Source organism: Agrobacterium sp. YIC 4121 (assembly GCF_002008205.1).
GTDB classification, from domain to species: Bacteria; Pseudomonadota; Alphaproteobacteria; order Rhizobiales; family Rhizobiaceae; genus Agrobacterium; species Agrobacterium leguminum.
In genome coordinates this window covers 111,782-137,774 of record NZ_MRDI01000003.1, presented here as the reverse complement: position 1 = coordinate 137,774, position 25,993 = coordinate 111,782, and the positions used below count along the sequence as shown (strand labels likewise).

Annotated in this window: 26 protein-coding genes and 1 tRNA gene; 21 read left to right on the top strand and 6 right to left on the bottom strand. The window is 61.1% G+C overall.

Features of this window, described 5'->3' with window-relative positions; translation table 11 throughout:
- Positions 1-16: 16 nt before the first annotated feature.
- The 6 genes from BTE54_RS04845 (at position 17) to BTE54_RS04820 (ending at position 3,434) form a co-directional block, all read left to right on the top strand.
- The gene (locus BTE54_RS04845; RefSeq protein ID WP_078051667.1) at positions 17-556 is read left to right on the top strand and encodes a DUF2975 domain-containing protein; all 540 of its coding nucleotides are present in this window, start codon (positions 17-19) and stop codon (positions 554-556) included.
- Between the two features lie 9 nt (positions 557-565).
- Positions 566-808 (top strand): helix-turn-helix transcriptional regulator, encoded by a 243-nt coding sequence (locus BTE54_RS04840; RefSeq protein WP_078051666.1) that lies wholly within the window; start codon positions 566-568, stop codon positions 806-808.
- 94 nt (positions 809-902) lie between these two features.
- Positions 903-1,679, top strand: coding sequence for a YbaY family lipoprotein (locus BTE54_RS04835; protein ID WP_078051920.1), 777 nt, complete (start codon positions 903-905; stop codon positions 1,677-1,679).
- A gap of 218 nt (positions 1,680-1,897) precedes the next feature.
- Positions 1,898-2,782 (top strand): formyltetrahydrofolate deformylase, encoded by an 885-nt coding sequence (purU, locus tag BTE54_RS04830; protein ID WP_065655552.1) that lies wholly within the window; start codon positions 1,898-1,900, stop codon positions 2,780-2,782.
- 45 nt (positions 2,783-2,827) lie between these two features.
- Positions 2,828-3,124, top strand: a complete 297-nt coding sequence (locus BTE54_RS04825; protein ID WP_035263680.1) for a type II toxin-antitoxin system RelE/ParE family toxin — start codon at positions 2,828-2,830, stop codon at positions 3,122-3,124.
- A 4-nt stretch (positions 3,125-3,128) separates the two neighbouring features.
- Positions 3,129-3,434 carry an addiction module antidote protein gene (locus BTE54_RS04820; RefSeq protein ID WP_026363923.1) on the top strand — a complete coding sequence of 102 codons (306 nt, stop codon included), beginning with the start codon at positions 3,129-3,131 and terminating at the stop codon, positions 3,432-3,434.
- 13 nt (positions 3,435-3,447) lie between these two features.
- On the opposite strand, the gene BTE54_RS04815 is transcribed toward BTE54_RS04820, so the two are convergent.
- Positions 3,448-4,842: a sensor histidine kinase gene (locus BTE54_RS04815; protein ID WP_078051665.1), complete on the bottom strand. Its 1,395-nt coding sequence runs from the start codon at positions 4,840-4,842 to the stop codon at positions 3,448-3,450.
- Entirely contained in the window at positions 4,839-5,519 is a 681-nt protein-coding gene (locus BTE54_RS04810; protein ID WP_003491888.1) for a response regulator transcription factor, read from the bottom strand. The genes BTE54_RS04815 and BTE54_RS04810 overlap by 4 nt, the downstream gene beginning before the upstream one ends.
- 82 nt (positions 5,520-5,601) lie before the next feature.
- On the opposite strand from BTE54_RS04810, the gene BTE54_RS04805 reads away from it, so the two are divergent.
- The 10 genes from BTE54_RS04805 (at position 5,602) to dps (ending at position 15,242) form a co-directional block, all read left to right on the top strand.
- The gene (locus BTE54_RS04805; protein ID WP_245316564.1) at positions 5,602-6,669 is read left to right on the top strand and encodes an ABC transporter substrate-binding protein; all 1,068 of its coding nucleotides are present in this window, start codon (positions 5,602-5,604) and stop codon (positions 6,667-6,669) included.
- Positions 6,670-6,985: 316 nt separating this feature from the next.
- Positions 6,986-7,930, top strand: coding sequence for a tripartite tricarboxylate transporter substrate binding protein (locus BTE54_RS04800; RefSeq protein ID WP_078051664.1), 945 nt, complete (start codon positions 6,986-6,988; stop codon positions 7,928-7,930).
- A complete protein-coding gene (locus tag BTE54_RS04795; RefSeq protein WP_078051663.1) occupies positions 7,927-8,421 on the top strand; it encodes a tripartite tricarboxylate transporter TctB family protein in 495 nt (164 codons plus the stop codon). Before BTE54_RS04800 ends, BTE54_RS04795 begins: the two co-directional genes overlap by 4 nt.
- Before the next feature lie 107 nt (positions 8,422-8,528).
- Entirely contained in the window at positions 8,529-10,046 is a 1,518-nt protein-coding gene (locus tag BTE54_RS04790; RefSeq protein WP_020809148.1) for a tripartite tricarboxylate transporter permease, read from the top strand.
- Positions 10,047-10,172: 126 nt separating this feature from the next.
- Positions 10,173-10,430: a hypothetical protein gene (locus tag BTE54_RS04785; protein WP_020809147.1), complete on the top strand. Its 258-nt coding sequence runs from the start codon at positions 10,173-10,175 to the stop codon at positions 10,428-10,430.
- A 360-nt stretch (positions 10,431-10,790) separates the two neighbouring features.
- Complete coding sequence (locus BTE54_RS04780) at positions 10,791-11,729, top strand: siderophore ABC transporter substrate-binding protein (RefSeq protein ID WP_078051662.1); 939 nt, start codon at positions 10,791-10,793, stop codon at positions 11,727-11,729.
- 220 nt (positions 11,730-11,949) lie between these two features.
- The gene (locus tag BTE54_RS04775; RefSeq protein WP_065655558.1) at positions 11,950-12,915 is read left to right on the top strand and encodes an ABC transporter permease; all 966 of its coding nucleotides are present in this window, start codon (positions 11,950-11,952) and stop codon (positions 12,913-12,915) included.
- On the top strand, positions 12,908-13,876 hold the full coding sequence (locus BTE54_RS04770; RefSeq protein WP_078051661.1) for an iron chelate uptake ABC transporter family permease subunit: 969 nt from the start codon (positions 12,908-12,910) through the stop codon (positions 13,874-13,876). Before BTE54_RS04775 ends, BTE54_RS04770 begins: the two co-directional genes overlap by 8 nt.
- Positions 13,873-14,631, top strand: coding sequence for an ABC transporter ATP-binding protein (locus tag BTE54_RS04765; RefSeq protein ID WP_078051660.1), 759 nt, complete (start codon positions 13,873-13,875; stop codon positions 14,629-14,631). The genes BTE54_RS04770 and BTE54_RS04765 overlap by 4 nt, the downstream gene beginning before the upstream one ends.
- 122 nt (positions 14,632-14,753) lie before the next feature.
- Positions 14,754-15,242 (top strand): DNA starvation/stationary phase protection protein Dps, encoded by a 489-nt coding sequence (gene dps, locus BTE54_RS04760; RefSeq protein WP_003522611.1) that lies wholly within the window; start codon positions 14,754-14,756, stop codon positions 15,240-15,242.
- 78 nt (positions 15,243-15,320) lie between these two features.
- On the opposite strand, the gene BTE54_RS04755 is transcribed toward dps, so the two are convergent.
- Positions 15,321-15,542, bottom strand: a complete 222-nt coding sequence (locus BTE54_RS04755; protein WP_003522612.1) for a hypothetical protein — start codon at positions 15,540-15,542, stop codon at positions 15,321-15,323.
- A gap of 384 nt (positions 15,543-15,926) precedes the next feature.
- Between BTE54_RS04755 and BTE54_RS04750 the strand changes: the two genes are divergently transcribed.
- Positions 15,927-16,001, top strand: a tRNA-Gly gene (locus tag BTE54_RS04750).
- Between the two features lie 141 nt (positions 16,002-16,142).
- Here the strand turns inward: BTE54_RS04750 and BTE54_RS04745 are convergent.
- Positions 16,143-16,976 (bottom strand): aldo/keto reductase, encoded by an 834-nt coding sequence (locus BTE54_RS04745; RefSeq protein ID WP_078051659.1) that lies wholly within the window; start codon positions 16,974-16,976, stop codon positions 16,143-16,145.
- 61 nt (positions 16,977-17,037) lie between these two features.
- Positions 17,038-18,219 (bottom strand): MFS transporter, encoded by a 1,182-nt coding sequence (locus BTE54_RS04740; protein WP_078051658.1) that lies wholly within the window; start codon positions 18,217-18,219, stop codon positions 17,038-17,040.
- Positions 18,220-18,409: 190 nt separating this feature from the next.
- On the opposite strand from BTE54_RS04740, the gene BTE54_RS04735 reads away from it, so the two are divergent.
- A complete protein-coding gene (locus BTE54_RS04735) occupies positions 18,410-19,309 on the top strand; it encodes a LysR family transcriptional regulator (RefSeq protein ID WP_078051657.1) in 900 nt (299 codons plus the stop codon).
- A gap of 9 nt (positions 19,310-19,318) precedes the next feature.
- Here BTE54_RS04735 and BTE54_RS04730 read toward each other — a convergent pair whose 3' ends face one another.
- A complete protein-coding gene (locus tag BTE54_RS04730) occupies positions 19,319-20,218 on the bottom strand; it encodes a LysR family transcriptional regulator (protein WP_003522616.1) in 900 nt (299 codons plus the stop codon).
- 247 nt (positions 20,219-20,465) lie between these two features.
- Here BTE54_RS04730 and BTE54_RS04725 point away from each other — a divergent pair, with 247 nt between their 5' ends.
- From BTE54_RS04725 to BTE54_RS04715, 3 genes are all read left to right on the top strand, one after another.
- On the top strand, positions 20,466-21,272 hold the full coding sequence (locus BTE54_RS04725) for an alpha/beta hydrolase (RefSeq protein ID WP_020809339.1): 807 nt from the start codon (positions 20,466-20,468) through the stop codon (positions 21,270-21,272).
- A gap of 56 nt (positions 21,273-21,328) precedes the next feature.
- Positions 21,329-22,519: an efflux RND transporter periplasmic adaptor subunit gene (locus BTE54_RS04720; protein WP_078051656.1), complete on the top strand. Its 1,191-nt coding sequence runs from the start codon at positions 21,329-21,331 to the stop codon at positions 22,517-22,519.
- A gap of 130 nt (positions 22,520-22,649) precedes the next feature.
- A complete protein-coding gene (locus BTE54_RS04715) occupies positions 22,650-25,844 on the top strand; it encodes a multidrug efflux RND transporter permease subunit (RefSeq protein ID WP_078051655.1) in 3,195 nt (1,064 codons plus the stop codon).
- The last annotated feature ends 149 nt before the right edge of the window (positions 25,845-25,993 follow it).

Below are 25,993 nucleotides of genomic sequence, written 5' to 3'. Positions count from 1 at the left end.
AACTTCGGGATCACTGATGACAGACCCATCCGTCAGCCGCCGCATCGGCCGTGTCAGCCGTATCCTGATTTGGCTCGCCTTCCTGCTCGCAGGCCTTCTCGTGGCCGGTTACGCCGCCATATGGGCTGATGCGGAAACCCTGCGGACGGTGATCGAAGACCAGATCCTGCCGCCCGCCACCCCTTACCGCCTGACGGACTTGGTTCGTGTTACGGGTTTTATCATCGGGCTTCTGCCGCTTGTGGCCGCGCTTTGCGCCCTCTGGTTCGCCATCCATCTGTTCCGCCTTTTCGAAAGGGGCGAAGTCTTTATGCCGGCCTCCGGTAAAGCGATAATACACATTGGCGTAGCGCTCGTCGCCATTCTGCCGGCGCAGATCATCATGACCGGCTTCGCTTCCTTTCTGCTGACGATGGGCAATCCTGTTCCGAGCATTTCCTTTTCTTTTGAGAGCACGCAGATGCTCGTAGGCTTTGCGGGCGGGCTAATGATCGTCGTTGGCTGGGTGCTGGGAGAAGCGACGCGCATCGCCGATGAAAACCGCGAATTCATCTAGGAAACGCCCGTGCCGATCATCGTCAATCTGGATGTCATGCTTGCAAAACGGAAGATGCGATCAAAGGAACTCGCAGCGCGTATCGGCATTACCGAACAGAACCTCTCGATCCTGAAAGCCGGAAGGGCGAAAGGCGTGCGCTTCGAGACCCTCGAAAAGATTTGCGACGTGCTGGACTGCCAGCCCGGCGACCTTCTCGAATACAGGCATGGCCCCTCTGCCGTCGCGAATGATGCCGCGGGCGAAGTCTGAAGGCGACAGGCAGCCCCCTTCGGTTCATCGCCCGTTCAGTGCCGTTTTTTATCATCCGCTGAAATTCGAACGGCACCAGCACGGAGCAAGCACCATGACCGACCGCCAACCTCTTCTTTCGCGCCGCAGTTTCGCCGGGCTTGTTGCGCTTGCGCCGCTTTTTGCAGCGGGCGGCGCGGCTGCCGCACCTGCAAGCCTGCGCGGCAGCGTTTCCTATCGTGAACGCATCGCCCTGCCGCCGGGCGCGACCGTTACGGTGCGTCTGATCGACGTTTCGCTTGCGGATGCGCCCTCGCAGACGATTGCCGAAACCACCATTCGCCCCCGTGGCCAGGTGCCCGTACCCTTCGTGCTGCGTTATGATGACCGAGACATCCGTGGCCGCCGCTCCTATGCGTTGAGCGCCGAAATCCGCGACCGCGACCGGCTGCTCTTCACCACCACGCGCCGTTATTCGGTGCTGACCGGCGGTCGCGACGATACCGACCTCGTACTTGAGCGCGTCGGCGCGGGTCCGGGTCGGCCGGAGCCGGAAGCCGGTATCGACGGGCGCTGGCTGGTGCAGGACATCCGTGGCGAGCGGGTTCGCGGCCGCCGTCAGGCGACGCTGGAAATTACCCGCGAGGGCCGCGTTTCCGGCAATGCCGGTTGCAACGGCATCGGTGGCGAGGTGAAGATCAGCCGCAACCGCATCGATTTCGGCCGGATGATTTCCACCCAGATGGCCTGCGCGCCTGACATCATGCGCCAGGAACGGCAGTTCATCGAAGCGTTGGAAGGCGCCCGCTCGTTCAGGCTGGAGCCGCGCCGGGGCACGCTCGAACTGCTCGACGGCCGCGGCCGCACGGCGATGCGCCTGCGCCGCGCCTGAGGCCGGCAACCTGCCGCAACACCCTGCGTCGCCGTACTGGCCCAAACGGTGCTGGCCATGGAACATTCCATGTCGCTTCCGGCACGGCGCGCTGCCCTTTCCCGCCCTATGACTTTGGCTGCGTTCGTCTTGACGCTTTGCTCCGCCGCGGAGCTGCGCTATGGAACGCGCCAAACTGCGCCGGTTGATGCCGGCGCGACGTCTTTGAGGGAAAACGAATGACATCCTATGTTCTGACCGTAGCCTGCAAATCGACCCGTGGCATTGTGGCTGCGATTTCCGGTTATCTGGCGGAAAAAGGCTGCAACATCGTCGACAGTTCGCAGTTCGACGACCTCGAGACCGGCAAGTTCTTCATGCGCGTCTCCTTCATCTCCGAAGAAGGCGCCACCCTTGAGGCCATCACCGACGGCTTCAAGCCGGTGGCGGAAAAATTCGGTATGGAGGCGGATATCTATCCGGACGGCCAGCGCATGAAGACGCTGTTGATGGTCTCCCGTTTCGGCCATTGCCTCAACGACCTGCTCTATCGCTGGAAGATCGGCGCATTGCCGATCGACATCGTCGGCGTCGTCTCCAACCATTTCGATTACCAGAAGGTCGTCGTCAACCACGACATTCCCTTCCACCACATCAAGGTGACGAAGGAGAATAAACCCAAAGCCGAAGCTCAGCTAATGGACCTGATCGAGACCAGCGGCACGGAACTCGTCGTGCTGGCGCGCTACATGCAGGTTCTGTCCGACGACATGTGTCGGAAGATGTCTGGCAAAATCATCAACATCCACCATTCCTTCCTGCCGAGCTTCAAGGGCGCCAACCCCTACAAGCAGGCCTATGAGCGCGGTGTGAAGCTGATCGGTGCCACGGCCCATTACGTCACCGCCGATCTCGACGAAGGCCCGATCATCGAGCAGGACACGGTGCGCATCACCCATGCGCAGAGCGCCGACGACTATGTCTCGCTTGGCCGCGATGTCGAAAGCCAGGTGCTGGCCCGCGCCATCCACGCCCATATCCACCACCGCACCTTCATCAACGGCAACCGCACCGTCGTCTTCCCGCCAAGCCCGGGAAGTTATGCTTCCGAGCGGATGGGGTGAACCCTTCGTCATTGACGAAATGACAACTACAGTTTACATTGCGCCATGCTCACGATCCGGGAAACAAGCGAGTTTGCCGACTGGCTGGCGGGTCTGCGCGATGTGCAGGCACGCGCCCGCATAGCACGGCGCATTTACCGGCTGGCGGACGGCAATCCCGGAGACGTGAAACCGGTTGGCGAAGGCGTCAGCGAACTCAGGATAGACCTTGGACCCGGATATCGGGTCTATTTTGTCCGGCACGGCGATGTCGTCATCATATTGCTGTGTGGCGGCGACAAGGCATCGCAGTCCCGCGACATCGCCAGAGCCAAGAAACTGGCCAGAGCGCTCAAGGAGTGAGACCATGCCACTTGTGACACGCGATTACGATGCTGCCCGCTACCTTGATAGTGACGAAGCGCTTGCCGCTTACATCGCCGACGCCACAGAAAGCGGCGACGCACAGGAGCTTGCCCATGCGCTGGGCGTCGTGGCGCGGGCCAAGGGCATGACTGACCTTTCGAGGCAAACCGGCCTTCCCCGCCAGACCTTGTACAAGGCGCTGAGCGGCGAGGGAAATCCCGAACTGGCGACGATTGCCAAGGTCGCCGACGCGCTGGGCTACAGGCTCTCGCTGGTGGCGAAATCGCCTGCAGACACAGCCGCCTGATAAACCCGGCGGGCTACGGCGCCTTTTCCACGCCACCAAACATCACCCGCGCCCTCAGCCCACGCCCCTCCGCGCCATCCTCCAGTGTCAGCCGCCCGCCGAACAGCCCGGCGATCTCTTCGATGATGGCGAGGCCGAGGCCGGCGCCGGGGGCGGCGTTGGCTTCGCCGCGGGCAAAGCGCTGGCGCACCATGGCGCGTTTTTCCGGGGGGATGCCGGGGCCGTTATCTTCCACTTCCAGCCAGACGGCGTCCGTCTCCTTGCCGACGCGGACGGTGACTTCCGCGCCACGACCGGCATAGTTGATGGCATTGGAAACGAGATTGCCGACCAGTTCGCCGATCAGGAGCGGCTCGGCTAGAATGGCGACCTCCCCCTCGCCTTCGAAACCGAGATCGATGCCGGCTTCGGCCGCACGCGGCACGAAATCGGCCGTCACATTCTGCGCAACGGCCACGAGATCGATTGCGGAAAAATCATGTTTTTCGCTGGAGCCGGCGGCATCGATATTGGCCATGCGCAGCAGCTGGGCGAGGATATGTTCGGCATGGGCCACGGACGCCCCGCCCTTCAGCGCCGCCGCCTGCGCTTCCTCAAGGCTTGCGGCGCGGGCGGAAAGGGCGAGCTGGGTGCTGATGATGGCAAGCGGCGTACGCAGCTGGTGGCTGGCATTGCCGGTGAAATGCCGGAGCGCGTCGAGCGCCGATTGCAGCCGCACCATGAAGGAATTGACCGTTTCCACCAGATTTTCCACCTCCACCGGCACGGATTGGCGGATGGGGTGCAGGTCGTTCGGGCTGCGCTCGGCAATCGCTTCGCTGAGCCGGTAAAGCGGCCTGAGCGAAATCGTCACCGCGATCCAGACGATGATCGCCGCCCCCACAATCATCAACAGCAGGCGCAGCGCCGAGCGCAGGATGATCGCCTGCGCCAGCTGGCTGCGGGCAATGGTGGTTTCGGCAACCGTTACGGAAAAGGGCACGGAATTGATGCCCGTGGAAGCGAAACGCCTGATCGCAGCGATGCGGATCGGCTCGTCGCGGAATACGGCATCGCGATAGGCAGGGATATCGCCCGCCGGGTTCTCCACCGTCGGCAGGTTCTGGTAGCCGGTCAGGAATTGCCCGTTCGGCCCGTCGACACGGTAAAACACCCGGTCCTGTGCGGCCGATGTCAGCATTTCCAGCGCAACATAGGGAATATCGACTTCCAGCGAGCCGTCTTCTGCCACCACCACCCGCTCGGCAATGGCAAGCGCGGAACCTGATAGTACCCGGTCGGAGACGACATTGGCGGTATTGACCGCCTCACGCCAGGTATCGGTCAGCGCAACGCAGCCGATAATGGCGGTGGAGATGAGAAGCCAGCCTAAAAGTCGCCGCCTGAGCGAATAGGCGGCCTGTCTCATTCAGCCATCTCCGGCAGCTTTTCGAGATAATAACCGATGCCGCGCGCCGTCTTTACCGTCAACCCGTGCGGCGCGAGTCGCTTGCGCAGGCGGCTGACATATTGCTCGATGGCATTGGCGGAAATATCGTCATCGAAGCCGGTCAGCGACTGCACGATGGCCTCCTTGGCGACGACCTTGCCGGCCCGCATGAACAGCACTTCGAGCAGCGCCACCTCGCGCGCCGGAATATCGAGCGGACGTCCATCCGCCGAAAAGGTGCGGGAATTGAGATCGAACAGCACCTTGCCGAAACTCAGCGCCGAGGAGCGCAGCCCGGCATTGCGGCGCAGCAGCACCCGCACCCTCGCCTCGAATTCGGTGATATCGAAAGGCTTGATCATGTAGTCGTCAGCGCCGAGATCGAGCCCCTTGACCTTTTCTTCCGGCGTGCCGCGCGCCGTCAGGATCAGCACCGCCGCCTTGTCCTGGCGCGAACGCATGGAGCGCAGCACCTCGATACCGTCCATTTCCGGCAGGTTGAGATCGAGAATGACCAGATCGAAACTTTCAGCGGCAATCGCCGCATCGGCGGACGCACCATCGGAAACCACATCCACCGCATAACCGCTGCCGCGCAGAAGCGCCGACAGCCCCTCCGACAGCACCTGATTGTCTTCGACCAGCAAAATACGCAAATCTTCCCTCCCACAGCATTGCCGAGTTTAACCAGACCCTTACCGCTTGTGAATGGCCAGCGCCTGCTGCATGATCTTTTCCATGCGTATCTGCCTTTTCCTCTGTCTCTGTCTTTGCATGGCCTCGCCCGCCCTTGCGCAAGTCGCCATCTTTCCGGCACCCTCCGGCAAGGCGGATGCCGAGACGCTGGTGGTCTATTCCTCGCTGGATGAACCGCTGGCGACGCCGATGATCGAGGGTTTCCAGAAGGCCAATCCCGATATCGCCGTCCATTATGAGGATATGCTGACCGGCGAGATTTACGACCGCATCGTGAAGGAAACCGACGCCGGCAAAAAGACCGCCGATTTCGCCTTTTCCTCCGCCATGGATCTGCAGGTGAAGCTGAGCAATGACGGTTATGCCCAGCGTTCTGACCTCGCCATGAGCGCCCGCTGGCCCGCCTGGGCGAACTGGCGCAACACCGCCTATGCGCTGACCTTCGAGCCGGCGGTTTTCGTCTATCACAAACCGAGCTTCACCACCGAAGAACCGCCAGCCAGCCGCGCCGAATTCGTCGATTATCTCGAGCGCCACGCCAAGCAAGTGCATGGCCGCATCGCCACCTACGACATAGAACGCTCCGGCGTCGGTTTCCTGTTCATGTCGCGCGATCAGGAGCAGTTCGGCGATATATGGAACGTCATCAAGGCCATGGGTGCGGCGGGCGTGAAGGTCTATTCCACCTCCTCGGCCATTCTGGAGCGCGTCTCCGACGGGCGCTTCGTGCTGGGCTACAATATTCTCGGCTCCTATGCGGCGGACTGGGCCTCGCGCCACCCCGATGTCGGCATCGTGCTGCCGAAAGATTATACCGTCGTCATGTCGCGCATCGGTCTGGTGCCGGAAGCCGCCGCCAACCCGGCGCTCGGCCGCCGTTATCTGGAATTCTTCATGTCGAAGGAGGGCCAGACGATCATGGCCCGGCAGTTGCAGATCCCCGCCGTCAGCCCGGAAGTGGCGGGGGAAAACACCGCCAACACCATGCAGGCCATCCACGGCGCACAATTGCGCCCCGTGCCCGTCAGTCCCGGCCTGATGGTCTATCTGGATCAGGTCAAACGCAGCCGCCTGATCGAGCGCTGGAACGAGGCGTTGCGGTCGCAGTAGGTTTAAGCGCCCCACCATCCACAGGGAGGGAGCTGCAAGCTTTAAAAGCGCCGTCCCACACGCCACAGTAGACGTCCGATACAAATTAATAGAGAGTAAATGCGCAAGGACTTGCGTAGCGTCAGTTAGATGACAGCTTTCTGTGATGCTCTGCAATTCTTCTTCATTCCGTGGAGGCGGAAGAAGATGCGGGAGGAAATCCAGGATTGCCAAGGCCCCACGCTGAGCATTCAGCGCCGGCGCAGACGCGTCCGAAAAGCCCCCGCATAAACGAAAAACGACGCCCAAAAAGGGCATCCTGAGGAGGGTTTTCCAAGTGAAGCATTTTCTTATCGGCACATTCCTGGCGGGCGTGATCGCGCTTCCGGCGGTTGCAGCGGATTACACCATCATCGCCCCGGCAAATCCCGGCGGCGGCTGGGACCAGACCGCGCGCTCCCTGCAGACCGTGCTGCAGGAAGAAGGCATTTCCAAGAGCGTTCAGGTGCAGAACGTACCGGGCGCCGGCGGCACCATCGGTCTTGCGCAGTTCGCCAGCCAGCAGAAGGGCAACCCGAACGCCCTCATCGTCGGCGGTTACGTCATGGTCGGCGCGATCCTCACCAACAACGCGCCCGTCACCCTCAAGGAAGTGACGCCGATCGCCCGTCTGACCGGCGAATATGAAGCCATCGTCGTTCCGGCATCCTCGCCGCTGAAGACCATCGGCGACCTCATCGACCAGCTCAAGAAGGATCCGGGCAGCGTTTCCTGGGGCGGCGGCTCCGCCGGCGGCACCGACCATATCGCCGTTGGTCTGATCGCCAAGGCAGCCGGCGTCGATCCGACCAAGATCAACTACATCGCTTATTCCGGCGGCGGCGAAGCGCTTGCCTCGATCCTCGGTTCGCAGGTAACTGCCGGTATTTCCAGCTACGGCGAATTCGAGAGCCAGGTAAAGGCCGGCACGCTGCGCCTGCTCGCAGTTTCCAGCGAAGAGAAGCTGGAAGGCGTCGATGCGCCGACGCTGAAAGAAAGCGGCCTTGATGTCGTCGTCCAGAACTGGCGCATGGTCGCCGCTCCTCCCGGCCTGACGCCGGAGCAGGAAAAGGCCGTCAATGCCGACATCGAAAAGCTGGTGAAGTCCGCCAAGTGGCAGGAAACCCTGAAGACCAAGAGCTGGATGGACACCTATCTCGCCGGTGACGAATTCAAGGCGCAGCTCGCCAAGGATACCGACGCCACCGCCGCCATCCTCAAAGACATCGGACTGGTAAAATGAGCCAGGGTTCCAACCCTTCGCAGCATCAAAAGCGCCGCCCTGACTGGGCGGCGCTGGTGATCGCCATCTTCCTCGTCATCATCGCCTGCGTGATCTTCTGGGACAGCGCCCGCCTCGCCAGCGTCACCGGTTATTCGCCGGTCGGCCCGGCAACGGTGCCTTATGCCATCGGCTTCTGTCTTATCGGCCTGGCGTTGTGGACGGCCATCGAGGCCTGGCGCGGTGATTTTCCCGAACGCGACAAACAGGAAATCGCCCCGGTTATCTGGGTCGTCGCCGGCCTTGCCGCGCAGATGTTGCTGCTCAACGTCGCGGGTTTCTCCATTGCCACCGGCCTGCTTTTCGCCTTTACGGCGCGCGCCTTCGGCAAACGCAAGCTCTGGTATTCGATCCCCATCGGCATCGCCCTGAGCTTCTTCATCTGGTTCATCTTCGCGCGGCTGCTGCAGCTTTCGCTACCCGCCGGGCCTCTGGAACGGCTGTTGTTCTAACAGCCATTCCGACCAAAATTTGAGATCACAGGAAACCGCAGGCGCGCAATGACGCATATGCCAGCCGTTCCGCCCGCCCATCGGGTCCACTTGGGGGACATCTGTCCATGAGTACCTTTGAATTCCTGCTGCACGGTCTTGAGGTTGCCGCCCAACCCATGAACCTGCTCTATGCGCTGATCGGCGTGACACTCGGCACCGCCGTCGGCGTTCTGCCCGGCATCGGGCCTGCGCTGACCGTGGCGCTGCTTCTGCCCGTTACCTACAGGCTCGATCCCGCCGGTTCGCTCATCATGTTCGCCGGCATCTATTATGGCGGCATGTATGGCGGATCGACCACCTCGATCCTGCTCAACACGCCGGGCGAAAGCGCCTCGATCGTGACCGCGCTTGAAGGCAACAAGATGGCCCGCAAGGGCAGAGGCGGTCCGGCGCTGGCCACCGCCGCCATCGGCTCCTTCGTCGCCGGCCTCATCGCCACCATCGCACTCGCCTTCATCGCGCCCTATATCGTCAAGCTGGCGCTGGTCTTCGGCCCGCGTGAATATTTCGCGCTGATGGTGCTCGCCTTCGTCACCGTTTCCTCCGCTTTCGGGGATTCGGCGCTGCGCGGCCTCACCTCGCTGTTCATCGGCTTCGCGCTTGCCATCGTCGGCATCGACCAGCTGACCGGCCAGACCCGCATGAGCTTCGGCATTCCCGACCTCCTCGACGGTGTGGAGGTGACGACGCTTGCGGTCGCCATGTTCGCCATCGGCGAAACCCTGTTCATCGTCGCCCAAGGCAGCACCGGCCCGGACAAGGTCGAAGCCGTGAAAGGCTCCGTCTGGATGAGCGCGCAGGACTGGGCACGCTCGTGGAAAGCCTGGCTGCGCGGCACGCTCATCGGCTTCCCCATCGGCGCCATGCCGGCGGGCGGCGCTGAAATCGGCACCTTCCTGTCCTACGCCACCGAAAAGAAGCTGACCAAATATCCGGAAGAATTCGGCCATGGCGCCATTGAAGGTGTGGCCGGTCCGGAAGCCGCCAACAATGCCTCCGCCGCCGGTACGCTGGTGCCGCTCTTGACGCTCGGCCTGCCCACGACGGCGACCGCCGCCATCATGCTCGCCGGCTTCCAGCAATATGGCCTTCAGCCCGGCCCGCTGCTGTTTGCCACCAATCCGCAGCTCGTCTGGGGCCTGATCGCCAGCCTGTTCATCGCCAACCTGATGCTGCTGGTTCTGAACCTGCCGCTCGTCGGCCTGTGGGTGAAGCTGCTGACCATTCCGAAGCCCTGGCTTTATGCGGGCATCCTGCTGTTTGCGACGCTCGGCACCATCGGCGCCAACCCGTCGGTCTTCGAACTCGGCATGCTGCTCGCCTTCGGTATCCTCGGCTATATCATGCGCATCTTCGGTTATCCGATTGCGCCTGCGGTCGTCGGCCTCATCCTCGGTCCGCTCGCCGAGCAGCAGCTGCGCCGCGCGCTCGCCATCGGCCAGGGCGACCCGACGGTGCTGTTCACCTCGCCGATTGCCGTTGGCCTCTTCATTGTGGCAGCCGCCGCCTTCATCATCCCGCTCATCATGCGTATCCGCGGCCGTGGCGAGGTGCTGACGCAGCTTGCCGCCAACGAGGACTGAGAACCAAGAACCTCCCAAGGCAACTGGCCCTGTATCTTCGGATGCGGGGCCTTTTTTATTCACGCCAACGGGATGTGTGATGCGCACACGCCCATGATAGAATTGCGCCAACCGCAGGAGAAAGACATGCGCACGATTGCGATCATGATGGTTCTGGCGCTTGCCGGCTGCACCACCGCCCCCGATGTCGAGCCCATTCCCGGCAGCATCACCTATGGCGGACAGCCGCGCACCAAACTCACCAAATCCCCCATCGGTAGCACGCTCAGCAATGAATTCGTCATGGGCGACGGGCGGCTAGCCATCGAAACCTACCGGGTGCAACCGGACCGCTCCCTTAAACTGGAGAGACGCGAAATCGTCGGCGACTGGCCACCGGAGTGAGGGGAACCTGCTTACCTGTTGCTGCTATTGAGACCCCGTCATGCCGGACTTGATCCGGCATCCAGCCAGCCCAAGTCCTTGGGCTGAAAGAACCCTCATCGCCGCGCAGACGCGCGTCGGCTGGATGCCGGATCAAGTCCCGCATGACGGATGTCGTGGCTAGGCTGCGTCTTACGTCCGGCGATACAACGAGTCTTGCTACGCGCGGCTCCCCCTTTCCCGCTCACCGCAATTCAGAACCGTTCTAAAACATAATTTTGATTTCCGTCGACCTTGCCAATAAAGCTGATCGCCAACATCAAGTTAACCCGGCGGGATCACGTCCGCCGGCTCGGAACCATATTGCAAGGGACATATTAATTGGCCATCAACTTCACCTTCCCCGTTCGGCTGCTGGCGGCAGCGGCCTTCAGCCTCGGCGCGATGACGGCGAGTGCCGAAGAAATGACGATCAAGCACGCGCAGGGCGAGACCGTGCTGAAGGCGGCGCCGAAGAAGGTTCTGGTTCTCGATATTCCCTCGCTCGACAATCTCGATGCGCTCGGCGTCGAGCCCGCCGGTGTCGTCGGCTCCAACCTGCCGACCTATCTGCAGAAATATGCCGACGGCAAATATCTGAAGGTCGGTACGCTGTTTGAGCCTGATTATGAGGCGATCAATGCGGCAGAGGCCGATCTCGTCATCGTCGGCGGCCGTTCGCGGGCGAAATATCCGGACGTTGCGAAGATCACGCCCGCCATCGACATGTCGGTGGATTCCAAGGAATTCATCGGCAGCGTCAAAGCCAACATCACCAAGCTCGGCGATATCTTCGGCAAGCAGGAAGAAGCCAGGAAGCTCGATGCCGCCATCGATGAAAAAGTGGCCAAGCTGAAGGAAATCGCGCCCAATTCCGGCACGGCGATGATCCTCGTCACCAATGCCGGCAAGGTCGGCGTTTATGGCCCCAGTTCGCGCACCGGCTGGCTGCACACCGAAATCGGCTTCAAGCCGGTCGCAGCCGACATCGACGACCGTTTTGACCGTGGCGATGTCGTCTCCTTCGAATATCTGGCCGAGGTCAATCCCGAGTGGCTGTTCGTGATCGACCGCGACGCCGGCATCGGCCGCGCCACCGATCCGGGCAAGGCAGCCGCGCAGGTGCTGGACAACGAGCTGGTGCACCAGACCAATGCCTGGAAGAAAAAGCAGATCGTTTATCTCGATCCGCAGGCGGCCTATATCGTCAGCAGCGGTTATACGGCGCTCTCCACCCTGCTCGATCAGGTCTACAAGGCCGTCTCGGAGAAGAAATCGTAAAAGCCTCCAGGCATCCGCTTCTGAAGGCTGCTCCATACTCGACGTCATCCTCGGGCTTGACCCGAGGATCTACCAAGGTATCGTAAAATCAATAGGTTGCGGATCCTCAGGACATCCTCGGGCTTGTTCCGGGGACCGAGGATGACGGAGAGAGGTTTGTAGCCTCACCGTAACCTGAGGGGTCGCCGGGAGCTTTCACCATTTTCGAAAAACCGCCAACGTGAAATCCCTGTCTCTCATCCTTGCCCTTCTTCTGGCCCTGGTGCTCGCCATCACCAGCCTGTTCGTCGGCGTGAGCAACGTTTCGCTCACAACGCTTTTCGCACCGGACACGAGTGCGGACGCACTGCGCGTGCTGCTGGTCAGCCGCATTCCGCGCACGCTGGCGTTGATCCTGGCCGGAAGCTCGATGGCGATTGCGGGGCTCATCATGCAGATGCTGGTGCGCAACCGCTTCGTGGAGCCTTCGACGGCGGGCACCACCGAATCCGCCGGCCTCGGCCTGCTCACCGTCACCCTGCTGGCGCCGGATACGCCGATCTTCGGCAAGATGCTGGTGGCCGCCGTCTTTGCGCTCGCCGGCACCGCGCTGTTCCTGCGTATCCTGCGGCAGGTGCCGCTGCGCGACGTGCTGCTGGTGCCGCTGATCGGCATCATGCTGGGCGGCGTCATCTCCGCCGTCACCACCTTCTTCGCTTATCGTTTCGATCTCCTACAATCGCTGGGCGCATGGATGACGGGGGATTTTTCCGGTGTGCTTCGCGGCCGTTATGAGTTGCTGTGGGTCGGCTTCCTCTTCGCCATCGCCGCCTATCTCGCGGCAGACCGCTTCACCGTGGCCGGCATGGGTCGCGATTTCACCACCAATCTCGGCCTCAACTATCGCCGCGTCATGGCGCTCGGCCTCACCATCGTCTCGCTGGTCAGCGCGGTCGTCGTCGTCACCGTCGGCATGATCCCCTTTCTCGGGCTGATCGTGCCGAATGTCGTCAGTCTGATGATCGGTGACAATATGCGCCGCTCAGTGCCCTGGGTGGCAACGCTCGGCGCGGTCTTCGTGCTTTCCTGCGACATCATCGGCCGCACCGTGCGCGCGCCTTACGAAATACCCATCGGAACCGTGGTCGGCGTCATCGGCAGCGCGCTGTTCCTCTATCTCCTGCTGCGGAAACGCCACCATGCGTGAGAGACATCCCGACCGGCGTGCAAAAACCGTTCTGCTGGTGCTTGCGGTATTCGCACTCATCTCCATGGCCGCCTTCATGACGCTTGGCGCCAAGGGCAGTTGGAGCTTCGTACTGCCGTTTCGCGGCATCAAGCTTCTGTCGCTCTTGCTGGTGGCCTATGCCATCGCGGTCTCAACCGTGCTGTTCCAGACGGTCACCAACAACCGCATCCTCACCCCTTCGGTCATGGGTTTCGATTCGCTTTATGTGCTGATGCAAACCGGGCTGATCTTCGTTTTCGGCTCGGCAACCGTCGTCCTGATCGATCCGCAGCTGAAATTTCTCACGGAGACCGCGCTGCTCGTCGCCTTTTCCGCCCTGCTCTATCGCTGGCTTTTCGTCGGCGCGGAACGCAGCCTGCATCTTCTGGTGCTGGTCGGCATCGTCTTCGGCGTCTTCTTCCGCAGCCTCTCGGGTTTCATGCAGCGCGTGCTGGACCCAAATGAATATACGGTGCTGCAGGATGTGCTGTTCGCCAGCTTCAATTCCATCGATCCGACGCTTCTTGCGGTCTCCGCCGTCATCATCGGCGTGGTGACCATCATCGGGCTCAGGCTCATGCACACGCTCGACGTCCTCTCGCTCGGCCGCGCCACGGCCATCAGCCTGGGGGTCGAATACAAGCGCACGGTCACCATCATCCTCGTGCTGGTTTCGGTGCTGGTCGCCGTCTCGACCGCTCTCGTCGGCCCGGTCATGTTCTTCGGGCTGCTGGTCGCGGCGCTGGCCCATTATCTTACCGGCAATGGCAAACACGCCTATGTGTTGCCGGCCGCGATCCTTATCGCCGTGATCTGCCTCGTGGGCGGTCAGGTGGTGCTGGAGCGGGTCTTCGCCTTCGATACGGCGCTCTCGATCATCATCGAATTTCTGGGCGGTATCGTCTTTATCGGTCTTATTCTGAAGCGGGGTGCGCGATGATCATCGCCAGTCAGATCAGCAAATCCTATGGCGACAGCCTCGTCGTCGATGGCGTCTCCGTCTCCATTCCGGCAGGCGGCGTCACCTCCATCATCGGGCCGAACGGTGCTGGAAAATCGACGCTGCTTTCCATCGTCGCAAGGCTGATGTCGATGGATGCCGGAACGGTGACGGTGGACGGTCTGGATGTCACGAAAACCCCATCCGATACGCTGGCCAAGCGGCTTTCTATATTGCGGCAGGACAACCACATCTCTTCGCGCCTGACGGTGCGCGACCTCGTCGGTTTCGGCCGTTACCCCTATTCCAAGGGCCGCCCGACCATCGAGGACAAGGTCCATATCGATCGGGCGCTGGAATATCTGCATCTCGAAGCCCTTGCCGGCCGGTTTCTGGACGAGCTTTCCGGCGGCCAGCGACAGCGCGCCTTCGTGGCGATGGTGCTGTGCCAGGATACAGATTACGTGCTGCTCGACGAGCCGCTCAACAATCTCGACATGAAACACGCCTCCAGCATGATGAAGATCATGCGCCGCGCCGCTGACGAGCTGAAGAAGACCGTGGTTCTGGTGCTGCACGACATCAACTTCGCCTCCTGGTATTCCGACACCATCATCGCCATGCGCGAAGGCCGCATCTGCCATCATGGGCCGGCGGAAGAGATCATCCGTCCAGATGTCCTCAAGGACATCTACGACATGCCGATCCGCGTCAATGAGATAGACGGCCGGCGCATCTGCCTGTTTTACGAATGACATGATGATTGTGCAGGATTTTCGCTGTCCCAGTGCTTAGCATGGAACAGGGCCTCAGGCCCGGACGTTAAACGACGGACTTTTCCAAAGCGGCATTCCGTCCGCAACTTCAGGAGACATCGATGAAGACGCACAAGACGAAGAACGACCTGCCTTCCAACGCCAAGTCGACCGTGATCGGCATTCTGAACGAATCGCTGGCCTCGGTGATTGACCTTGCTCTCATCACCAAGCAGGCGCACTGGAACCTCAAGGGCCCGCAGTTCATCGCCGTGCATGAACTTCTCGACACTTTCCGCACCCAGCTCGACAATCATGGCGATACGATTGCCGAGCGTGTTGTCCAGCTTGGCGGCACGGCGCTCGGCAGCCTGCAATCCGTCTCTTCCACGACGAAGCTCAAGGCCTATCCGACCGATATCTATAAGATCCACGACCATCTGGACGAACTGATCGAGCGATATGGCGAGGTCGCGAACATGATCCGCAAGGCTATCGACGATTCCGACGAGGCGGGCGACCCGACGACGGCGGACATCTTCACCGCCGCCTCGCGCGATCTCGACAAGTCGCTGTGGTTCCTCGAAGCGCATGTTCAGGAAAAGAGCTGAGCCGGAAGCGGTTCCCGCCACAACACACACGAAAGCGCCCGAGATGCTCGGGCGCTTTTTTATTGTCATATGGCGCAATCAGTGCCGACGTAAAACCGCAAGACCGATATCGCGCAACATCTCATGGTCAAGAATGCCGCGCTGGGCGCTACGGATCAAAACCGCCGCGCACTCATTGGCAACATGGCTGCTGCGGTCTTGAAAGCATTCGAAACATACGCCATCGAAAATAGTCTGCAGATCGGTGATCTGCTCCGGCGACAATTGTGCGCCAACCCGTTCAAAAGCTGCGTACGACAAGGCTCATCCTCCCGATGACGATATGCCAAACATCGTTCCCAATATCGTTTTGATTTTTCTTGTGGACAGGGAATTTGTACACCCGAACGAATCACTTGTCGAATCAGATTTTAACCAAATGTAAATAGGTTATTTTCTGGCCTTCCCGCCGGCCGCCACCCCATGGCAGGGGGATAAAAGCCAGCTGAAACAATATCTTCAGCGGAAACTCCCTGGTCGTCAGCCCGTGATGGCCGCCAGATTTCGGATAAATCCGCACACAGGCGGATTTCCACCGAAACCGCAAAAGAAACTGTTGCATTCCAAAAACGATTGAGCGATATAGCACCCGTCGCCGCTTGGCGGCCCACGGTTCAGCGAACTACCCCGGACCGGTGGATTTGAGCGGGTGTAGCTCAGGGGTAGAGCACAACCTTGCCAAGGTTGGGGTCGAGGGTTCAAATCCCTTCGCCCGCTCCAAATTTCCAGAACAGGCAGATAAATCTTCACTGCACCCGATGTGAAACGCGTCGTTTCCATGGGCTGTGAGCAGCATTGCCGCGCGAGGATTTCCCACGCACGGGCAAACCAGGAAGGGCGTTCCCTCCCCGGCTCTTATTATCAGGCGGCCTTGTCCCAGACGGGTGCAAGCCCTTCCGGTGAAACGATGCGGCCATCCGGTCTGGCAAGCGCGCGGATCGCCGCCATTTCATCGGCCGAAAGTTCGAAATCGAAGATGGCGAGATTTTCATCGACGCGCGCTTCGCTGACCGTTTTCGACAGTGCGATGACACCCTGCTGCTGCACGAGCCAGCGCAGCACCACCTGCGCCACCGACTTGCCACGGCCTGCGGCGATTTCCTTCAGTACCGGATCGGTGAAGACCTTGCCATCGGCCATGCCGTAATAACCCGTCACCGACATGCCGGCGGCCTTTGCCGCGGCGATAACCACGTCCTGATCGATATAGGGGTGGTATTCGATCTGGTTGGTCACGATCGGGGCCTTGGACAACTTCACCGCCTCGGCCATCAGCGCCGTGCTGAAATTGGAAACGCCGATATGGCGCACCTTGCCCGCTTCCTTTACCGCGTTCAGCGCGCCGATCTGTTCTGCAAGCGAAACCTCCTCGTTCGGCCAATGCAGCAGCAGCAGGTCGACATAATCGGTCTTCAGCTTTTTCAGGCTCTCATCCACGGAGGCGAGGAAGGCATTATGCCTGTAGTTCTCGACCCAGACCTTGGTGGTCAAAAACACGTCGCCGCGCGCCACACCGGAGGCAGCGATAGCTTCCCCGACCTCGGCCTCATTGCCGTAGATCTGGGCGGTATCGATATGGCGGAAACCGGCTTTCAGCGCATGGGGAACGATGCGCAGCACATCGGCACCGGGAATACGAAACGTGCCGAAACCCAGCGCCGGGATCGAAGCGCCATTTGCGGTGACATCAAACATATATTTTCTCCTTTGAAGTGGCCCGGCCGACTTGGGAGCGGCCGGGAATTTTATGAAAAGTTCAGGCGGTTTTCAGCGTCAGCGCGGCGCGGCGGTCGAGCATGCTGCTCCAGAGGGTCAGGAGCAGGGCCACGGCGACGAGGATGGCCCCGACCCATGGGGTTGCGGCAAGACCCATCGGCGATTCCACCACCAGACCGCCAAGCCATGCGCCAATGGCGATGCCGAGGTTGAAGGCGGCGATGTTGAGCGCCGAGGCGACATCGACAGCGCCGGGGCGATGTTCCTTGGCAAGCTGCACCACATAAAGCTGCAGGCCGGGAACATTGGCAAAGGACAGGAAACCGAGCGCGGCAAGCGTGATGAGCGTCAGCACCGGCGAGAAGGCGGTGAAGGAAAAGACGAGCAGCACGATGGCCTGTGCCAGGAAGAGGCCGATCAGCGCCCTGGCCGGGTTATGGTTGGCGATCCTGCCGCCGCCGATATTGCCGGCCGCAATGGCGATGCCATAGAGCACGAGGATCAGGCTGACGCTCTTTTCGGAAAAGCCGGTGACATCCTGCAGGATCGGCGCAAGGAAGGTGAAGGCGACGAAGGTGCCGCCGTAACCAAGCGCGGTCATGGCGAAAACGATGAGCAGGCGACCGGAGCCGAGAACACGGACCTGATCGAAGAGGCTCGCCGGCGGCGCCTTCTTGAGCGTGTTCGGCAGAAGCGTGGCAATGCCGAAGAAGGCGATGACGCCAAGGGCGGCAACGACCCAGAAGGTCGCACGCCAGCCGAAGACCTGCCCGATATAGGTGCCGAGCGGAACGCCGGTGACGATGGCGACCGTCAGCCCCATGAACATCATGGCAATGGCCGAGGCGCGGCGATTTTCCGGCACGAGATCGGCGGCGATGGTGGAGCCGACCGAGAAGAAGACACCATGGGCGAAGGCGGCGATGACGCGGGCGACAAGCAGCGTCTCATAGCTGGGCGACAGGGCCGCCGCGCTGTTGCCGATGATGAACAGGGCCATCAGGCCGAGCAGCAGCGGCTTTCTTTCGATCCTGCCGGTTAGCGCCGTCAGGATCGGCGCACCGAAGGTGACGCCCAGCGCATAAACGCTGACGATGAGGCCGGCAAGCGGCAGGGTGATGTGAAGATCGGTCGCGACCGTCGGCAGAAGACCGACAATCACGAACTCCGTGGTGCCGATCGCATAGGCCGCGATCGTCAGGGCAAATATGGCCAATGGCATGACAAATACCTCTTCGCCCGGAGCGGGTCGCGGGCGTTCTGGACAGCAACGCCGTCCGGTTGGATCATTTGGATAGCGATGCTATCCGGTTGGATCAAATCCATGGACGCAATATGGGCGAAGGGGACTTGCATGATAATCGGCAAGGTTGGATAAATACCTTTGAATTGATTTCACAGGTGGTGCGGCGATGGACAATCGGGCCGGAGAAATGGAAGTCTTCGTGGCGGCGGCGGAACTTGGCAGCTTTTCCGCCGCCGGGCGCAGGCTGAAGCTTTCACCCTCGGCGGTGAGCAAGCTTGTCACCCGTATCGAAGACCGCCTTGGCACCCGGCTTCTTGCCCGCTCCACCCGGCTTGTCACGCTCACACCGGAGGGCGAAGTCTATCTTGCGCGGGCAAGGCGCATTCTCGCCGATATAGCCGAGACCGAGCAGATCGTGGCGAGCGGCGGCAAGGTGGTGCCGCGCGGCCTTTTGCGCGTCAACACCACGCTGGGCTTCGGCGAACGTTATCTGCTGCCGCTTGCGCCGGAATTTTTGTCGCTTTATCCGGAAATCGAGCTGGATATCTCGCTGACCGACGGCGTCATCAGCCTGATCGAGGAACGCACCGATATCGCCATCCGCTCGGGCGCGATGGGAGATTCATCCCTGAAGGCGAGAAAGCTGAAGGAAGTCCGCCGCGTCATCGTCGCCTCCCCCGCCTATATCGAACGACACGGAATGCCGGAAAAACCGCAGGATCTGGCGCGGCACAATTGCTTCAGCTTCAATTTCAGCCGCAGCCTCAACGAATGGCCCTTTCGCAACCCCGGCTCCACGGAAGTCTACCGCCTGCCCGTAACAGGCAATGTCTCGGTCAACAGCGGCATGGCCATGCGAAGGCTCTGCCTGACGGGTCTGGGGCTGGGAAGGGTCGGCGAATTTCATATCGAGCCGGATATAGAGGCGGGCCTGCTCGTACCGGTGCTGGAAGACTATAATGCCGAGGAGATGGAAGTGATCCACGCGGTTTATGCCGGTCACGAACACCTGGCCGCCCGCGTTCGCGCCTTCATCGATTTTGTCGCAGCAAGGGTCGGGCGGTGACTGGCCGCCTCACACCAGGCCGTGCACCAGCTTGGCCAGCCAGTCGACAAAAACGCGGACCTTGTTGGTTACATGCCGGGTCTGGGGATAGACCACATAGATCGGCATGGCCTCGCGCCGCCACTCGGAAAGCACCGGCACCAGTTCTCCCCGCGAAAGCGCATCCTTCACCATGAAAACGGGAAGCTGCACGATGCCCATGCCGGCCAGCGCCGCATTGAGATAGGTGCGGCTGTCATTGACCGAGACGACATAATTCGGGGTCAGCTCGACGCTGCGCACGCCATTGTCGAAGGAGGCCGGCATGATCTGGCCGGTGGTGGCATTGAGGTAGCCCACCGAATAATGCTCCTTCTCCAGATCCTCCGGTTCTTGCGGCATACCGAAATTTTCGATGTAGGACGGCGAGGCGAATGTCTCGAACCGGAGTTCGCCCACTTTACGAGCAATCAGCGACTGATCGCGCAGCACGCCGACCCGCAGCGCACAGTCGACATTCTCCGCGATATAATCGACCAGACGGTCGCCGACACCGAGGTCGAGACGGATTTGCGGATAACGCTGGTAAAATTCGCAAAGATGTGGGATAACCACCAGGTCCGCGAAGACACCGGCCATTTCCACCCGCAACCGGCCGGAGGGCTGCACCTGCGCGCTGGACATGCTACCGTCAAGTTCTTCGATTTCCGATAAAATCTGTGAGGCCCGCTCATAATAGAGAGCGCCGTCCGTTGTCAGCATCACCCGGCGTGTGGTGCGGTTAAGAAGTGTGGTGTGCAAATGCGCCTCCAGCGCCTGCACCATATTGGTAACAGTGGTTTTCGGCATGTTCAGCGCGGTGGCGGCGCGGCTGAAATTGCCGGTTTCCACGACCCGCGTAAAAACCCGCATGGCGGAGAGCTGATCCATTCACTGCCTCGGAGATATGATTATCCGTGATTTCGGAATAGTGTTTTCAAATTTGCATGCTTGATCGTTTCGATCCGAACAATAATATGGATTTCAGATTTTGCAATATGATCCGCCTTGAAGCATGTCGCGCAAAGTGCGTTGCGGTTTTGCGGTGACGACATGCGGCAAGATAAAAACTTAAAGCGCAGGAGCGTATCCGAAGGATCGCAACACGCTTTAAGTGGCGGGCAAAGGATCTGGAGTCATGAACGCGCATTGGGAAAATATGGGTAGCGAGACGTCCGCGTCGAAGCTCTCCGTGCGCCGTTATGAAGGTTCCTGCCTCTGCAGCCATCCGCCTGTCGTGCTTTATCTGCGTGGCGGATCGTTTCTGGAACCCGGCCTTGAGCCGGGCGGCAATTGCCCCGAGCTTCCGGTGGCTCGCGCGCTCGCAGAAAGCGGCGCAGTGGTCGTGGAAGCCGACTATAGCAAGCCGTCCGGCAACGAGTTTCCGATGGTCATCGACTGCGCCTATGAGGCGCTCGATCATCTGAGCCGGGACCGCAAGCATTATGGCGGCGCGAAATCGCTGCTGTTCGTGGCCGGCGAAGAGGCTGGCGGCAATGTGGCGGCGGGGCTTGCCTTGAAGGCCCGCGACCGCATGCCGGGCAAACTCGCAGGCCAGATTCTTCTGTCGCCCATGATCGACCCGATGATGACGACGGAATCCTTCCGCGATGCGGACAGGATCGGCATGCGCCAGCGCTGGGCCGATGGCTGGAGCCATTACCTTGCCAAGGCGTGCGGGTTTTTCCACCCCTATGCCGCGCCCTGCCAGTGCACGCGGCTGAACCGGGTGGCGCCGGCGCTGATCTTTACCGCCGAGGACGACCCTCTGCGCGACGAAACGGTCAATTATGCAGACCGCCTCATCGCCTCCGGTGTCAGCGTCCGGCAGCATGTTTTCCCCGCCGGTGTCGGCTGGACGGGGCTTTATCAAGGAGAGGGCGGCGGATGGGTCTCATCCGTCTGTTCGGAGTTCAAGACCTTCGTTGACCAGTTAAAGCACTGAAAATTCGCATTTATTTATGAACGACCTGCTCCCGATCGGGGGCCAAGGAGATACCCATGACGCTGAACACAAAGCGCCGGGCCCTGACGGGTGCCGGCATCGGGCTTGCCATGTCCGTTGCAGCAGCAGCACTGTTTTTCGACCTCCCCACCAGCCGCGATGCAACGGCCGCTTCGACGCCTGCTGAAACACCGGCAATCCCGGTTACCGTCGCCAAGGTGGAAAGCCGCGACGTGATGCGCTGGGAAGAGTTTTCCGGCCGTCTCGAAGCCGTTGACCGGGTGCAGATCCGCTCCCGCGTCGCCGGCCAGATCAAGGCCGTGCATTTCCGCGAAGGCGCGCTGGTGAAGGAAGGCGATCCCCTCTTCACCATCGATCCGGCCCCCTATCAGGCCGCCGTTGCCGGGGCTGAAGGACAGGTCGCCTCGGCTGAAGCCAAGGTCAGCCTTGCCAAAACGGAACTCGACCGTGGCCGCAGGCTTTCCGACAATCGCACCATCTCCCAGAGCGATCTCGACCAGCGTCAAAGCTCGTTTGCGGATGCCGAAGCCCAGCTTCGTGCCGCCCGCGCAGCGCTGACCACGGCTCAGCTCGATCTCGGTTATACCGAAATCCTCGCCCCGGTTTCCGGCCGCGTCGGCCGCATCGAAATCACCGCCGGCAACCTCGTCGCCGCCGGCTCGACCTCGCCGGCGCTCACGACACTGGTATCGGTCAACCCGATCTATGCCAGCTTCAACGCCAGCGAAGGCGTGGTGGCCAAGGCGCTTGCCGAACTGCCGCAGACGGACGGCGCCCTGCCCGCTCTTGAACAGATCCCGGTGGAAATCGGCACGCTTTCGGATGAGGGCACGCCGATCAAGGGCACGCTGCACCTGATCGACAACCAGGTGGATTCGGCGAGCGGCACCATCGGTGTCCGCGCCGTCTTCGAAAATCCGGACGGCAGGCTCATTCCCGGCCAGTTCGTGCGGGTGCGCATGGGTGAACCGAAGCCGGAAAACCGCATCGTCATCAGCGACCGAGCCATCGGCACGGATCAGGACAAGCGTTTCGTCTTCGTGGTCGATGCCGAAAACAAGGTGAGCTACCGCCAGATCAAGCCGGGCGCACCGGCCGATGGCCAGCGCATCATCGAAAGCGGCCTTGCCGCCGGTGATACGATCGTCGTCAACGGCCTGCAGCGCATTCGTCCCGGCGCCACCGTCGCACCGCAGGCGGAAGACAAGGTTGCTGCTTCGCAGTAACCCGCCTCTTTGATCAGTAAGCGTCCCGCCTCCCGCGAGACGCCCCTTCAGACAGAACCGGCCTTCACCGGCGGCAGGATTGCCGCCGGAACGGCCTTCGCATTCCCAAAGACCCGGAGAGGGACTGGATATGAATATTTCCAGATTTTTTGTCGACCGGCCGGTATTCGCTGCCGTGCTTTCGGTCCTGATTGTGGTGGCAGGCCTACTCGGCATGCGCGCCCTGCCGATTTCGGAATATCCCGAAGTCGTTCCGCCATCCGTCGTCGTGCGCGCCACCTATCCCGGTGCGAACCCGACCGTTATTGCCGAAACCGTCGCGACACCGCTGGAAGAACAGATCAACGGCGTCGAGGACATGCTCTATATGGGCAGCCAGGCGACATCCGACGGCGTGCTGACGCTGACCGTGACCTTCAAGCTCGGCACCGATCCTGACAAGGCGCAGCAGCTGGTGCAGAACCGCGTGTCGCAGGCCGAACCGCGTCTGCCGGCGGAAGTCCGCGCACTTGGCATCACCACCGTCAAGAGCTCGCCCGACTTCATCATGGTCGTCAACCTCGTCTCCAAGACCGACGCCTATGACATCACCTATCTGCGCAACTATGCGACGCTGAACGTCAAGGATCGCCTCGCCCGCATCGAAGGTGTCGGCCAGGTGCAGGTCTTCGGCGCAGGTGACTATTCCATGCGTGTCTGGCTCGATCCGCAGAAGGTCGCCGAGCATGATCTCGCCGCAAGCGACGTTTCCGACGCCATCCGCCAGCAGAACGTGCAGGCCGCAGCCGGCGTCATCGGCGCTTCGCCAAGCCCGAACGGCGTCGACCTGCAACTCAACGTCAATGCGCAGGGCCGTCTGACGACGCCGGAGGAATTCGGCAACATCATCGTCAAGAGCGGCGCAAACGGTGAAATCACCCGCCTGCGCGATGTCGCCCGCATCGAACTCGGTGCGGCCGATTACACGCTGCGCTCGCTGCTCGACGGCGAACCCGCCGTGGCTGTCGCGGTGCTTCAGGCCCCCGGGTCCAACGCCATCGAAATCGCCGACAATGTCCGCGCCACGATGGACAATCTGCAGCTGGCAATGCCTGACGGCGTGAAATACGAGATCGTCTACGATACGACAAAATTCGTGCGCTCCTCCATCGAAAAGGTTGTCGATACACTCCTCGAGGCCGTTGGCCTCGTGGTGCTTGTCGTCATCCTCTTCCTTCAGACATGGCGCGCCTCGATCATTCCGCTGATCGCCGTTCCGGTCTCGATCATCGGCACCTTCGCCGTCATGTATGCCTTCGGCTTCTCCATCAACGCGTTGACCCTGTTCGGTCTCGTGCTCGCCATCGGCATCGTGGTGGATGACGCCATCGTTGTCGTCGAAAACGTCGAGCGAAATATCGAAAACGGGCTCTCGCCGCGTGACGCCACCTATAAGGCGATGCGCGAAGTCTCCGGCCCGATCATCGCGATTGCGCTGGTTCTGGTCGCGGTCTTCGTGCCGCTTGCCTTCATCTCCGGCCTGTCCGGCCAGTTCTACCGGCAGTTCGCACTGACCATCGCCATATCCACCGTCATTTCAGCCATCAACTCGCTGACGCTGTCGCCCGCTCTTGCAGCCCTGCTGCTGAAGGAACACGGCGCACCGAAAGACTGGCTGACCCGCTTCATGGATAAAATCCTCGGCTGGTTCTTCCGCGGCTTCAACCGCGCCTTCGGTGCGGCCTCCAACGGCTACGGCAAGACCGTGGGCGGGCTGGTGACGCGTAAGAGCCTTGTCATGATGGTCTATATGGCGCTGGTGGCCGCCACCTACGGCATGTTCACCACCGTCCCGAGCGGCTTCGTGCCGGCGCAGGACAAGCAGTACCTGATCGGCTTCGCCCAGCTTCCGGACGGCGCAACGCTTGACCGCACGGAAAGCGTCATCAAGCGGATGAGCGACATTGCGCTCGAAACACCCGGCGTCAGCCACGCCATCGCCTTCCCCGGCCTGTCGATCAACGGCTTCACCATCGGCTCCAATTCCGGCATCGTCTTTGCGGTTCTCGATGACTTCGAAGAGCGCAAGACACCGGAACTGTCCGGCGGCGCCATCGCCATGCAGCTGAACCAGAAATATGCGAGCATTCAGGATGCCTTCATCGCCATGTTCCCGCCGCCGCCGGTCAACGGTCTCGGCCAGACGGGCGGCTTCAAGCTGCAGATCGAAGACCGCGCCGGCTACGGCTATCAGACGCTGGATGAAGCGACGAAGGCCGTGATCGGCAAGGCCTATCAAACGCCGGAACTCGCGGGCATCTTCTCCAGCTACCAGATCAACGTGCCGCAGCTCTTCGCCGATCTCGACCGCGCCAAGGCGGAACAGCTGGGCGTTTCCGTCAGCGACGTCTTCCAGACGCTGCAGATCTATCTCGGCTCGCTCTATGTCAACGACTTCAATGCTTTCGGACGGACCTACAGCGTGCGGGTTCAGGCGGATTCCCAGTTCCGCGCGCATGCCGAAGATATCGGTCGCCTGAAGGTTCGCTCCGCATCGGGTCAAATGATCCCGCTGTCGACGCTCTTGAAGGTAAATGCGACGACGGGACCGGAGCGCACCAACCGTTATAACGGCTTCCTTGCGGCCGATATCAACGGCGGTCCGGCACCGGGCTTCTCCTCGGGACAGGCGCAGGCGGCGATTGAAAAAATCCTTGCCGAAACCCTGCCCGCAGGCGTCGACTACGAATGGACGGACCTGACCTACCAGCAGATTCTGGCCGGCAATTCCAGCATCGTGGTTTTCCCGTTGGCGCTGCTGCTCGTCTATCTCGTGCTCGCCGCGCAATATGAAAGCCTCACCTTGCCGATTGCGATCATCCTGATCGTTCCGCTCGGTGTGCTTGCGGCCCTCACGGGTGTCTGGCTGACGGGAGGGGATAACAACATCTTTACGCAGATCGGCCTTGTCGTCCTTGTCGGTCTCTCGGCGAAAAACGCGATCCTGATCGTGGAATTCGCCCGGGAGCTGGAATTCGAAGGACGAACGCCGCTTCAGGCGGCCATCGAGGCAAGCCGGCTTCGCCTGCGCCCGATCCTGATGACCTCGCTCGCCTTCATCATGGGCGTGGTGCCGCTGGTCGTCTCCACCGGTGCAGGTGCGGAAATGCGTGCGGCCATGGGTGTCGCGGTGTTCTCCGGCATGATCGGCGTAACGTTCTTCGGCATCTTCATGACACCGGTCTTCTACGTGCTGGTGCGCAGGCTGGCGGGCAATCGTCCGCTCATCCAGCACAAGCAAGAAGAACCGGCCAATTCGGACTACAAGCTCGAAAAGGCCGGCTGAGACCGCACTCCCATCCACCGCCACCTTCGAAGCAAGCCCGCCGCGCATCCCCCGATGCGCGGCGTTTTTTATGACACAAAACGTTCATGCGGGTTTTCTGAAATAGAATCAGTTTCAAATACTTACACGGCAACACTAGATAATTTTAC